The following is a 12,468-nucleotide window of genomic DNA, read 5'->3' on the forward strand; positions in this document are numbered from 1 at the left end:
TTCCGAGAACCGGAACGGAGCGTACCTTAGGCACGTGAGTACCGGAAGCGCAGGAAGTCGCCGTTCGCAGGCCGGCCTCACCTGAATATCGGCGTGTCCCCTAATCTTCCCTGATCGCGTAACCCGCGCCGCGGATTGTGCGGATGACGTCCGGCATGCGGCCGTTGTTGACGGCCTTGCGCAGGCGGCCGACATGGACGTCGACGGTGCGCTCGTCGATATAGATCGTCTCGCCCCAGACATTGTCGAGCAGTTGGCTGCGCGAGAACACGCGGCCGGGGTGGCGCATCATGAATTCGAGCAGGCGGAACTCGGTCGGGCCGAGCCTGATCTCGCTCTTCTTGCGGTAGACGCGGTGCGACTCGCGGTCGAGCACGATGTCGCCGACCTTGAGCACGCTGGACAGCACCTCCGGCTTGGCGCGGCGCAGCAGCGCCTTGACGCGCGCCATGAACTCCGGCGTCGAGAACGGCTTGACCAGATAGTCGTCGGCGCCGGTCGAGAGGCCGCGCACACGGTCGCTTTCTTCGCCCCGCGCGGTCAGCATGATGATCGGCAGCCGCTCGGTCTCGGGCCGCATCCTGAGGCGCCGGCAGAGCTCGATGCCGGAAACCGCCGGCACCATCCAGTCGAGCACGAGCAGATCGGGAACGTTTTCCTGAAGGCGGATTTCGGCCTCGTCGCCGCGGGTCACCACTTCGACCTGGTAACCTTCGGATTCGAGATTGTAGCGGAGCAGCACCCCAAGCGGCTCCTCGTCCTCCACCACCATGATGCGTGGCGCGATCATTGGCAGATACCCTTCGTCAGGCCGCCGGCGCCGACATTGTCGTCTCGTCCTGCTTGGGACGATTCGCGGGCAATTGCGTGCCGGTCAGCACATAATAGGCGTTCTCGGCGATGTTGGTCACATGGTCGCCGATGCGCTCGAGATTCTTGGCGCAGAACAGAAGATGCGTGCAAGCGGTGATGTTGCGCGGGTCTTCCATCATGTAGGTCAGGAGCTCGCGGAAGACGGATGTGTATTTGACGTCGATGCGCTCGTCGTCGTTGCGAAGCTTGGCCAGCGCCGTGGCGTCGCCCACCGTATATTCCTGGATCACGGCCTGGACCTGGATCAGTACCAGCTGCGCCATGGAATCGATCGAATGCGTGAGATCGCGCGGCGCGGCGCTGACGCCGACCGAACCGACGCGCTTGGCGATGTTCTTGGCGAGATCGCCGATGCGTTCGAGATCGCCCGCCATGCGGATCGAGCCGACCACGTTGCGCAGATCATCGGCCATCGGCTGGCGCTTAGCGATCAGCGTGATGGCGCGGTCGTCGAGCTCGCGCTGGCGCGCGTCCATGATGGCATCGTCGGAAACGACGCGCTGCGCCATGGCATTGTCGGTCTCGAGCAGGGCTCTGGTCGAAGCGCCGACCATCGAGCTGGCGAGATCGCCCATGTCGTTTATGAGCCGGCTGATCTGTCTCAGATCCTCGTCGAAGGAAGCGACGGTATGTTCGGCCATGATGATGTCCTCGTATGAGCTCAGCCGAAGCGGCCGGTGATGTAGTCCTGCGTGCGCTTTTCGCGGGGCGAGGTGAATATCTTCTCGGTTCGGTCGAACTCCACCAGCTCGCCCAGATACATGAACGCCGTCTGCCGCGACACGCGCGCCGCCTGCTGCATGTTGTGGGTGACGATGACGATCGTGTAGTCGGCCTGCAGCTCGTCGATCAGTTCCTCGATCTTGGCGGTCGACAGCGGATCGAGCGCCGAGGCCGGCTCGTCGAGCAGGATGACCTCGGGCTTCACCGCCACGGTACGGGCGATGCACAGGCGCTGCTGCTGGCCGCCCGAGAGGCTGAGGCCGCTGGCGTTGAGCTTGTCCTTGACCTCGTTCCAGAGCGCGGCGCGCTTCAGCGCCTGCTCGACGCGGCCGTCCATCTCGGCCTTGCTGATCTTCTCATAGAGCCTGACGCCGAAAGCGATGTTCTCGTAGATCGACATCGGGAACGGCGTCGGCTTCTGGAACACCATGCCGATCTTGGTGCGCAGCAGGTTGAGGTCCTGCGAGCGGTCGAGGATGTTCTTGCCGTCGAGCAGCACCTGGCCCTCGGCGCTCTGCTTCGGATAGAGCTCGTAGATGCGGTTGAGCACGCGCAGCAGCGTCGACTTCCCGCAGCCCGACGGGCCGATGAAGGCGGTCACGCTGCGCTCGGGCAGGGACAGGTTGATGTCCTTCAGTGCCTTCGACTGGCCATAGTAGAAATTGAGGTTCTTGACCTCGATCTTGGCCTTCTCGACGGTCGTATCGGCTGCGTTCAGGTCGGTGGACAACATCGGTTTCATCTGTCCTCTCTGCGTCCGGTTAGGCTGCGGGCGATGATGCTCAGCCCGAGAACCGTCAGGGTGATTATGAGTGCGCCCGTCCAGGCCAGTTGCTGCCATTCCTCGTAGGGGCTGAGAGCGAACTGGAAGATGGTTACCGGCAGGCTGGCCATCGGCGCATTGAGATTGCTCGACCAGAACTGGTTATTGAGCGCGGTGAAGAGAAGCGGCGCCGTCTCGCCGGAGATGCGGGCGATCGCCAAAAGGATGCCGGTGACGATGCCGGAGAGCGCCGCGCGATAGGCTACCGAGCGGATCACCACCCAGCGCGGCGCTCCGATGGCGGTGCCTGCTTCGCGCAGCGCGTTGGGCACAAGGTTCAGCATGTCCTCGGTGGTGCGCACCACGACGGGGATCACCAGGATCGACAGCGCGACCGCGCCGGCGATTGCCGAGAAGTGCCCCATCGGCCGCACCATCAGCTCGTAGACGAACAGGCCGATGATGATCGACGGCGCCGACAAGAGGATGTCGTTGATGAAGCGCACCACCGTCGTGAGCTTCGAGAAGCGTCCGTATTCGGCCATGTAGGTGCCGGCCAGCACACCGATCGGCGTGCCGACGAAGATACCGATGATCGTCATGACGATGCTGCCGTAGATGGCGTTGAGCAGGCCGCCGGCATCGCCGGGCGGCGGCGTCATTTCCGTGAACACCGAAAGCGACACCCCGGAAAGTCCCTTGTAGAGCAGGGCACCGAGGATCAGCGCCAGCCAGGCCAGCCCGATGCCCGCCGCGACGACGCACAGCGTCATCATCACGCCATTCTTGCGCTTGCGGCTTTGGTGAAGCGATTGGGCAGTCGACATCGGTCAGGCTCCCGTGCGGCTATCGATGCGCAAGAGCATGTAGCGTGCGAGCGCGAGGATGATGAAGGTGATGATGAACAGGATCAGGCCGAGCGATACCAGCGAGGATGTATAGAGGTTGCCGTCGGCTTCGGTGAATTCGTTGGCGATAGTCGCCGAGATCGTCGTGCCCGGCGCAAACAGCGAGGCGCTGATGCGGTGCGCGTTGCCGATGACGAAGGTGACGGCCATCGTCTCGCCGAGCGCGCGGCCGAGGCCCAGCATGACGCCGCCCATGATGCCGACGCGGGTGTAGGGGATGGTCACGCGCCGGGTCACTTCCCACGTCGTGCAGCCGATACCGTAGGCCGATTCCTTCAGGACCGCCGGCACCGTGTCGAACACGTCCTTGGTGATCGAGGTGATGAAGGGCAGCACCATGATGGCGAGGATCAGCGACGAGGTCAGCAGGCCGATGCCGTAGGGCGGACCGGCAAACAGGCTGTCGAGACCGGGGATGCCTTTGAACAGCCAGATGATGAAGGGCTGGACCGTCGTCTGCAGGAACGGCGCGAAGACGAACAGGCCCCAGATGCCGTAGATGATCGAGGGAATGCCGGCGAGCAGTTCGACCGCGATGCCGATCGGACGCCTGAGCGGGCGCGGGCAAAGCTCGGTCAGGAAGACGGCGATGCCGATGCCGATCGGCACGGCGATGAGAATGGCGATGGCCGAGGTGACGATGGTGCCGTAGATGGGCGCGAGCGCGCCGAAATTCTCGGTGACCGGATTCCAGGATTCGGTGGTCAGGAAGGAGAAGCCGAACTTCGACAGCGCCTCCCACGATCCGGCGACCAGCGATATCGCGACCCCGCCGAGCAGAACGAGCACGAGCATGGCGGAAAGGCGCGTCGCCGTCCGGAAGACCATGTCGGTGACGGCGAAGCGGCGCACTGTCGCTTCTCTGGTCCGCATGGCGGACGATGTCGCGGCTTCGGAAACGGCTGTCATTTAGCCCCTCGCATTTCGAAAGAGACAGGAGGGCGCTGGAGGCGCCCTCCTCATTCAGCGGGAATTACATGCCGGAGTAGACCGGCTTGCCGTCCTTGTCGACGATGTCCTTGCCCCACATTTCCTCGACGCTCTTCACGACCTTGTCGGGCATCGGAACGTAGTCAAGCTCAGCAGCCATCTTGTCGCCCTTGGCATAGGACCAGGCGAAGAACTTGAGCGCTTCGGCCGTGGCCGCCGCATCATCGGGCTTCTGGTAGACGAGGATCCAGGTGGCGGAAGTCATCGGCCAGGATTCGGCGCCCGCCTGGTTGGCCAGGATGACGCCGTAGCCCGGCTGCGAGCTCCAGTCGGCATTGGCCGCGGCGGCCGAGAACGCCTTCGCGGTCGGCTCGACCTTCTTGCCGTCCTTGTTCACCATGTCGGTATAGGTGAGCTTGTTCTGCTTGGCATAGGCATATTCGACATAGCCGATCGCGCCGCCGGTCTGCGAGACGTTGTTGGCGACGCCTTCATTGCCCTTGGCGCCGATGCCCACCGGCCATTCGAGCGCGGTGTTGACACCGACCTTCGACTTCCAGTCGGCGCTGACGTCGGCCAGGTAGTAGCTGAAGTTGAAGGTGGTGCCCGAGCCGTCCGAACGATGCACGACCGCGATCGCCTGGTCGGGCAGCTTGATCTTGGGGTTGAGCTTCTTGATTGCCGCATCGTTCCAGTTGGTGATCTTGCCGGCGAAGATGTCGGCCAGCGTCGGGCCGTCCAGAACCAGCTCGCCCGGCTTGACGCCTTCGAGGTTGACGACCGGCACGATGCCGCCCATCACCATCGGGAACTGCGCGAGGCCGGTGGAGGTGAGATCCTCGCCCTTCAGCGGCGCGTCGGAAGCGCCGAAGGTCACGGTCTTGGCCTTGATCTGCTTGATGCCGCCGCCGGAGCCGATCGACTGGTAGTTGAGACCGATGCCGGTCTCCTTCTTGTAGGTGTCGGCCCACTTCGCATAGATCGGATAGGGGAAGGTGGCGCCTGCGCCGGAAATGTCGGCTGCCATCGCGGCGGCCATGCTAAGGGTTGATGCCGCAGCCATTGCAATTGCAACGGCCGCCGAGCGGATGAAATGTCTCATGTGGCCTGCTCCTGTTCGGAAGATGGTCTTTCGGCACCCGTGTATCGGCGCCCGGTCAGCGCAATAGCCCTCGATTATTACAGTCGCATGACAGTTTCGTGTCAGCCCGGTAACGCCTGAAGGGGGATGCACGGAAGGGGTCCGCGTCAGCCTCGAAGGGCGGGCCGGAGTTTGCCGCGGAAATCAGCAACTTGTCTGACTTTTGAAACAAAATTTATCCCGGCGGCCGGATGACGGCCGCCGGGAAATAAAAGCCGGACGAGAGTGCGTTGCCTGTAAGCCAGAGCGGATCATGGCCTGGCCATCGCCGAAAACAGGGTCCGTTGGGGTAGAGTCGACGCTGTTTCTTGTTGGCGGTCGCTGCTCCCGCCCGTAACCGAAGAGCGGAATCAATGTCGCGATTGTCCGAGCTTGGCGCTTGCTTTGGTATGGTGCGATCGCACCATACGCATGCGTCAGCCTCTTGCCGCCGTTCTGCCCGCCAAACTCGTTTTAACCGGCGTTGCGCCGGGTCTCGACGTCCGAACCCAGCCAGCGTTCGAGCTTTTCGAGCAGCGCCCGCGGACTGATCGGTTTCGGCAGGTAATCGTCCATGCCGGCTTCCAGGCAGCGTTCGCGGTCGCCCTTCAGGGCATGCGCGGTGACGCCGACGATCGGCACATGCGTGCCCATGTCCTCCTCGAGCCGGCGGATCGCGCCCGTCGCCTCCAGTCCGTTCATTTCCGGCATCGATACATCCATCAGGATCATGCGCGGATTGAGCCTGCCGAAGGCGTCGAGCGCCTTGCGGCCGTTGCCGACGATCTCGAAGCGGTAACCGGTCTCGCCAAGGATCTGGGTGAACACCATCTGGTTCACCTCATTGTCCTCGGCGACGAGGATGTCGAGCTCGCGCTCGGCATCGGCGGGGCGCGGACGCGCCCGCGCCGGCGGCGGTTGCAGCATGGCGCGCTCCGATGCCGCCGTCTGCGCCGGAGCGGCTTGCGGGGGGCTGCCGGCGCCAATGGCGGGTTGCGCCGCCGCGCTGCTGTGGCGGTGGCGCTGGATGGTCGAGACCAGCGTTTCCAGGAGAATGGAGGAGCGCGCCGGCTTGATCAGCTGCGCATCGATGCCGAGGTCGCGATAGGCCGTGCCGGCAAGCGACTGGTCGACCGAGGTCAGCATGATGATGGGCGTATGCGCCAGGCCCGCCGTATTGCGCACGATGCGCGCCATCTCGGCGCCGGTCATGCCCGGCATCTGGTAGTCAAGCACGACGCAGTCGACCGGCACGCCGTAGGCGGCGGCGGCAATCAGCACCTTCAACCCTTCGGCGCCGCTTTCGGCCGCGCAGGAATCGAACGTCCATGACGCCATCTGCTCGCTGAGGATCGAGCGGTTGACGGCATTGTCGTCGACGATGAGCACGCGCGCGCCGGTGACGTCGACCGGCATGATGCGCTGACCGCCCTGCTCGGCCTTGGGCAGCGTGATCGTGAACCAGAAGGTCGAACCCTTGCCTTCGGCGCTGTCGACACCGATCTCGCCGGCCATCATCTCGACCAGCCGCGAGGTGATGGCAAGGCCAAGCCCGGTGCCCTCATGCCGCCTGGTCGAGGAGGTGTCGACCTGGCTGAATTTTTCGAAAACCTGCTTCAGCTTGTCTTCCGGAATGCCGATGCCGGTATCGGTCACGGAAATGGTGAGCCTCGTTCCCGCGGGAACCCGCTCACCCGTCACGTCGACCAGGACATGACCCTTGTCGGTGAATTTCACCGCGTTGCCGAGCAGGTTGGTGACGATCTGCCTGACACGGCCGACATCGCCGACGAACCGGCCGTCGAGGCCCGGCTGGACGCGAACGATGAGCTCGAGGTCCTTCTCCTTGGCGCGCGTCGACACCAGCGTCGCCACATCCTCGATCGCCTCGGCCAGATTGAAGGGTGCAGGGTCGAGCACCAGCTGGCCGGCATCGATCTTCGAGAAATCGAGGATGTCGTTGATGATGGTGAGCAGCGCATTGCCGGATTTGACGATGATGTCGGTGAACGTCTTCTGCTTCGGATCGAGGTCCGACTTTGCCAGCAGCTCTGCCATACCAAGAACCCCGTTCATCGGCGTGCGGATCTCATGGCTCATATTGGCGAGGAATTCCGACTTGGCCCGGTCGGCGAGCACGGCGCGCCGGCGCGCCTCGCTGAGCTCGGCCTCGCGCTGCTTGAGCTCGGTGATGTCGGTGGTGGAGCCGATGAGATAGAGCGAGCCGTCCGAGGCGATCATCGCGCCCTTGCGCGCGAACTGGTGCCTGACGCTGCCGTCCGGCATCGTCACCGTTTCTTCGATCTCCTGCGTCTCGCCGGTGCGCAGCACGGCAAGGTCGCCGGCGACGAAGGCTTCGCCGTCCGCGCCGAAAATCTCGACATCGGTCCTGCCGACGGCTTCTTCCTTGCTGAAGCCGGTGAGATCGCACCAGCCCTTGTTGACGTAGAATTGCCTGAGGTCCGAACGCTTGGCATAGATCGACACCGGCACATTGTCGATGAGGCTGCGGAACACCTCGTTCTCGCTCATGCTCTGCCGCAGCGCCTGCTCGCGCGCCTTGACGTCGGTGATGTCGGTGCTGGAGCCGACCAGATGCACCGACCCGTCGATCGCCACCAGCCGGCTCTTTCGCGTCATCAGCTGGCGCACCGTGCCGTCGCGGTGGGTAACGGCCTCCTCGATCTCGCGTCCCGCGCCGGTCGCCACGACTTCGTTGTCGTCATTGCTGAAACCGTCCGCCTCTTGCGCCGCGAAAAGCTCGCGATCGGTCTTGCCGAGCACCTCGTCTTTGGGCAGTCCAGTCAGCGCGCACCAGGCCTTGTTGACGAATTCTATGCTGAGATCGTCGGCCTTGATGAAGGCTGCCACGGGCAGTTCGTCCATCACATGCCGGTAAAGGTCGATCTGGCGCATGGAATCGCGCAACGCCTTCTCGCGCGCCTTGATGTCGGTGATATCGACACGCACGCCGATGAATGTGCCGTCATCGGTGCGCATGTCATAGACCTGGTACCAGCGGCCGTCGGCGTTGAGGCGTTCGTAGGCCGAACTCGGCAAACGGTACCGCTTGAGCATGGCGTCAAGCCAGCGCTCTATGTCGACGCCATACAGGCCGTCGATTCCGGGGTCGCCGCTCGAGCGGAAGTAGCCGACGGAGTGACCAAGCGCCAACGCCTCGCGGAACGTGCGGCCAGGCTGCCAGGCCGGCTTCAGCGCCGGCAGCGAATCCTGCAGCTTGCGGTTGGCGAAGACGAAGCGGTCGTCGCGATCGTAGATGATGACCCCCGCCGGCAGCGACTCCAGCACGGTGACGAGGTTCTTGCGCGCATCCTCCGCCTCGGTCTCGCGCTGTTTCATGTCGGTGATGTCGACATAGGAGATCAGCCGCTTGCCGCCTGGAAGAGGCGCCAGCGAGGCGATCAGCGTGCGGCCGTCCTTGCGCGGCAACTGCCTGGACCCTGCGCTTCCAGCCCGGATTTCGGCCTCCCGTTCGGCCACATGGCTTTGCCACGCCTGTTCCTCGGCGCCGAACGGATCGGCATCACGACTGGCTTCCATGAGGTCGCGAAAGCGACTGCCGGCCGGAGCGCGCCGCGGATCGATCTGCCAGAAGTCGTAAAATGCCCGGTTGACCACCTCCGCCCGCAATTCGGCATCGAGAACGATGACGCCGATCGGCATCGAATCGACCATAAGCCTGAGATTGGCGAGCGCCTCCGAGGTCCCGGCCATATCGTGGACGTCGCCGAGAAAGGCCTCGTTGCCGCGCCTGTCCGCCTTGTTGTCCGCCTCGACAGTCCCGTCCGTATCCGCCATTCCTACCCCCAAGGCCGAACTGTGCCGGTCCGTCGGCGGAATGTGCCCGACAAGCATTAACGATCCGCTAACCATAATGATTGCAACCGCCTGCCGCCCGGTGCCGTTGAGCCAGATTCCGACCCTGGCGCCGACTGCGGTAATCCGCCCGTTGGCGATCATGGCAACAACGCATTATAAGGTGCCTGAGGTATTGCTAATGTTTGGTCGAATCGCGGCTTTCATCCTGTGCCCGGCGCTGCTTGCGGCGGGCGGCTGCGCGCGCAGCGACGACGGCACGGTGATCGTCCCGAGCCGGATGGACGTCAGGCGTGTCTGGGACAAGGCGCCGCCGGGAACGACCGCGTCGCGGCAGATCGCGTCGGACGTGTTTCCTTTGCCGCCGCCGGGCGCGCCGCAAAGCCCCTCGGTCCGGCGCTATTCCAGGTCTCCGGCAAGGCCTTCCTACAACCAGAATCTGGCTGATCAGTCTTCGGGCGAGCGGCCCCTTACCTGCAGGAATGTCGGCGAAACCGGCAAGCGCTACCGCGTCGTCTGCGAGTAGCTTTGCCTCAATCTGCCGGTCGATGCCGGCTCGATCCACTGCCCGGATGCAGAAAGACAACCCGACAGATTCAGCCCGGCCTCGACCGCGGTGCGATCACGGATCGCTGATGAAACCTTTGCCCGGTGACGGGCGTTGTTGGCGTTGATGTGACGCGCGCAGCGCAGAGGAGACTGAAGATGTCCATTCACTTCACCGTCTCTGGCCTGACCAGAAACCTGATCCATTCGCTTGGGCTGGATCATGAGCATGCGCCGAGAGCCCTTACCCCCGAACAAAGCCTTCTGCTGGATTGCTACCTGGCCGGGCAGATCCCGGACTCCGCCTGGAACGATTATGTCTTCGAGATGCCGGAGTTGGAAAAGCACGCCCAGATCAGGCGCGCACGCGGTTTAACCTGAAAGCAATTCCGGGAAAAGTGGGACTCTCCCGAAAGTGGGAACCGGTTTCGGGATAAAGACATGCCTAAAATCAAAACCTAAAGCGCATGGAGCGAACCTAAAAAGATCGCGACGCGCCTTAGGCTCGGCGCCTTCGCCGTGGCTTACTTCTTCGGCGAGTTGAACTGCAGCGTAAAGACGTTTCCGGCAATGCCTTGCGCCAGTGTGGGCGAAAGGCTGAGCGGCAGACAATCGTTCAGGGCCTTGGTCGCAGCGTCGACATAGGCCTTGCGCGCCTTGTCGTCGCCGCCGACATGAATAGCGGTCGTCTTCGGCGGCCCGATCAGCGTGCCGTCGCGTTTGAAGCTGAAGCTGAGCGTCACCGAGGAATTGTCGGAATTGGCCGGCGGTGTCCAGCAGGCGAGCAGGGCGGCGCCAACCTCGTTCATACCGTTGAGCGGCGCGACTTCGGCCGTGATGGTGGCGCTCGCCAGGAGCGCGCTCGCGACCGCGGAAAGTTTCATCATTCTTGTCATCGCCGTCCTCATCGCTTTTTGCCCGGCTCGCACTTGGCAACCCAAGATAATGGTAGGATCAATCACGCCGATGACAATAGGACTTCAACCGGTCTGGCACCGGATAAGTCGTATGTCGTGATTGCCGTGGGAGGCGATACAACCGCCGGAAAAGCAAAAGGTCGGCGCTGGGCCGACCTTTCCCTTCGCCTCCGCTTCGCGCCAGTACATCCGTGGTCGCGGCGAGGACTGTGACCAGTAGACAGGCGTTGGGTAAACGAAACCTTAACCTGAGCCGGCTGTTACGCCCTGGCCTGCGATTTCACATGCGCGATGTAGCCGCGCACGTCGCCGGCCGGCTCCGCATAGGCCTTGCCGAGCTTCTTCTCCAGCGCCGCCACGTACTCCTTCGCCCATTTGGGCAGCGGGTAGTCGATGACCGCCAGGAATTCCAGCGTCGCCGCCAGCCTTATATCGGCGATCGACGGGTTGTTGCCGCCGATGAACGGTTTGCCGTTGCGAAAGAAGGAGTGAAACACCTCGAGCGGCTCGGCGATCGCGGCCATCGCCGCCTTCTGCGCGTCCGATTTCTTGTCGGGATGGGCATCGCTGTGGCCGACTTCGCCGGCATATTGCGGGAAGCCGAGCGCCGGATAGGTCGCGCGCGCGACATAAGGATAGAGCGTGCCGACCAGATAGAACATGGCGCTGTCGATCATCGCCCGCTTGGCCGGCGCCTTCGGATAGAATTTGTCCAGCCCGTGCTTGTTGGCGAGATACTGCATGATGGCGCAGCTTTCCCACAGCACGCCGCGCGGCAGGCCCTTGTCCTCGATCATCGGCGTCAGATGCGCCGGATTGCGCGCCAGGAATTCGGGCGAGCGCGTATGGCCCCAGGCATCGGTCTCCGCCGGATCGAGCCCGGCCGCGCGCGCGAACACCCTCACCGTCATGTTGTTGACGCTCGGCCTCAGCATACTGAGTTTTATGCCAGGCTTCTTAGCTGGCTTCGCCATTTTCGAGGTCGCCTTCGCGGCCGCTTTGGCCGCCGCCTTCGCCGATGCCTTGGCGCCCGATTTCGCGGCGGCTTTTACCGCTGCTTTCGGCGCGGCCTTGGTAGCGGCTTTCTTCGCGCTCTTTGTTGCAGCTTTTGCCATTTCATGTCCCTCCCTTTGCTTGCTCAGTACGGATTCTTCGGCGCCCTGTTTTCCGACAGTGTTTCGCGCGACCGCTCGGCCAGCGCCTGGATAGCGTCGGCAAGATGCAATTCGGCGATGTTGTAGTCGCCTCGCGCCACGCGGATCTTGTGCGCCTCCATCAGCACGTCGGCATGGGCGAAGCCGGCCGGCGGGTCGAAGCGGTAGGACGCGAGCTCGATCAACAGCCCGATCGGATCTTCAAAATAGATCGAATCCATGAAGCCGCGATCCTTGACACCGCTGTGCTTGATGCCGCGCTCGTCGAGCCGCGCGACAGCCTGCAGGAAGGTAACCCGCGACACAGAGAACGCGATGTGATGGACGCAGCCGATATCGGTCGGTGTCCGCCGCTTGACCGGGACCCGGGTCTCGTCGGTGAACACGGTGATCAGCCGCCCGTCGCCGGGATCGAAGTAGAGATGGCTTTCGCTCGCCTTGTCGAGATTGGGCTGCTCGAAGATGAAAGGCATGCCGAGCACGCCCTCCCAGAAGTCGATCGAGGTCTGGCGCCCGGCGCCGACCAGCGTGATGTGATGAACGCCTTGCGACTGCAGCTTCCGCATTGGACTCCTCCCCGAGAGCTTATGACTATTTGCAGTTTCTCGCCCTTGTGCCCTGCGCACGGCCGCGCTTTGGATCCATGCTCCGAAGCTAATTCATTCGACAGCCGCACGCCAGAAGCAACGAGCACGAC

The 12,468-nt window shown here is 63.4% G+C and carries 12 protein-coding genes; 2 read left to right on the plus strand and 10 right to left on the minus strand.

What is annotated here, in order from left to right:
* Positions 1-100 precede the first annotated feature (100 nt).
* The 7 genes from phoB to FJ425_RS10170 all read right to left on the minus strand — a co-directional run bounded on the left by phoB (position 101) and on the right by FJ425_RS10170 (position 9,136).
* Positions 101-790, minus strand: a complete 690-nt coding sequence (phoB, locus tag FJ425_RS10140) for a phosphate regulon transcriptional regulator PhoB (protein WP_010911896.1) — start codon at positions 788-790, stop codon at positions 101-103.
* A gap of 16 nt (positions 791-806) precedes the next feature.
* Complete coding sequence (gene phoU, locus FJ425_RS10145; protein ID WP_140545898.1) at positions 807-1,514, minus strand: phosphate signaling complex protein PhoU; 708 nt, start codon at positions 1,512-1,514, stop codon at positions 807-809.
* 20 nt (positions 1,515-1,534) lie between these two features.
* The gene (gene pstB / locus FJ425_RS10150; RefSeq protein ID WP_140545897.1) at positions 1,535-2,338 is read right to left on the minus strand and encodes a phosphate ABC transporter ATP-binding protein PstB; all 804 of its coding nucleotides are present in this window, start codon (positions 2,336-2,338) and stop codon (positions 1,535-1,537) included.
* On the minus strand, positions 2,335-3,186 hold the full coding sequence (pstA, locus tag FJ425_RS10155) for a phosphate ABC transporter permease PstA (protein ID WP_140545896.1): 852 nt from the start codon (positions 3,184-3,186) through the stop codon (positions 2,335-2,337). Before pstA ends, pstB begins: the two co-directional genes overlap by 4 nt.
* Before the next feature lie 3 nt (positions 3,187-3,189).
* On the minus strand, positions 3,190-4,176 hold the full coding sequence (gene pstC, locus FJ425_RS10160) for a phosphate ABC transporter permease subunit PstC (protein WP_140633161.1): 987 nt from the start codon (positions 4,174-4,176) through the stop codon (positions 3,190-3,192).
* Between the two features lie 64 nt (positions 4,177-4,240).
* Entirely contained in the window at positions 4,241-5,299 is a 1,059-nt protein-coding gene (gene pstS / locus FJ425_RS10165) for a phosphate ABC transporter substrate-binding protein PstS (protein WP_140723158.1), read from the minus strand.
* 492 nt (positions 5,300-5,791) lie between these two features.
* Positions 5,792-9,136, minus strand: a complete 3,345-nt coding sequence (locus FJ425_RS10170) for a response regulator (RefSeq protein ID WP_246677911.1) — start codon at positions 9,134-9,136, stop codon at positions 5,792-5,794.
* A 199-nt stretch (positions 9,137-9,335) separates the two neighbouring features.
* Between FJ425_RS10170 and FJ425_RS10175 the strand changes: the two genes are divergently transcribed.
* Entirely contained in the window at positions 9,336-9,680 is a 345-nt protein-coding gene (locus FJ425_RS10175; protein ID WP_246677912.1) for a hypothetical protein, read from the plus strand.
* Between the two features lie 179 nt (positions 9,681-9,859).
* On the plus strand, positions 9,860-10,081 hold the full coding sequence (locus tag FJ425_RS10180; protein WP_140545139.1) for a hypothetical protein: 222 nt from the start codon (positions 9,860-9,862) through the stop codon (positions 10,079-10,081).
* Between the two features lie 143 nt (positions 10,082-10,224).
* Here the strand turns inward: FJ425_RS10180 and FJ425_RS10185 are convergent, their stop codons facing one another.
* The 3 genes from FJ425_RS10185 to FJ425_RS10195 all read right to left on the minus strand — a co-directional run bounded on the left by FJ425_RS10185 (position 10,225) and on the right by FJ425_RS10195 (position 12,337).
* Positions 10,225-10,584 carry a hypothetical protein gene (locus FJ425_RS10185; RefSeq protein WP_181164952.1) on the minus strand — a complete coding sequence of 120 codons (360 nt, stop codon included), beginning with the start codon at positions 10,582-10,584 and terminating at the stop codon, positions 10,225-10,227.
* A 293-nt stretch (positions 10,585-10,877) separates the two neighbouring features.
* On the minus strand, positions 10,878-11,732 hold the full coding sequence (locus tag FJ425_RS10190; RefSeq protein WP_140633170.1) for a glutathione S-transferase family protein: 855 nt from the start codon (positions 11,730-11,732) through the stop codon (positions 10,878-10,880).
* Positions 11,733-11,755: 23 nt separating this feature from the next.
* Positions 11,756-12,337, minus strand: a complete 582-nt coding sequence (locus FJ425_RS10195; protein ID WP_140633172.1) for a VOC family protein — start codon at positions 12,335-12,337, stop codon at positions 11,756-11,758.
* Between the last annotated feature and the right edge of the window lie 131 nt (positions 12,338-12,468).

Origin of the sequence: Mesorhizobium sp. B2-7-2, from assembly GCF_006440775.1 — a bacterium.
Taxonomy (GTDB): Bacteria; Pseudomonadota; Alphaproteobacteria; order Rhizobiales; family Rhizobiaceae; genus Mesorhizobium.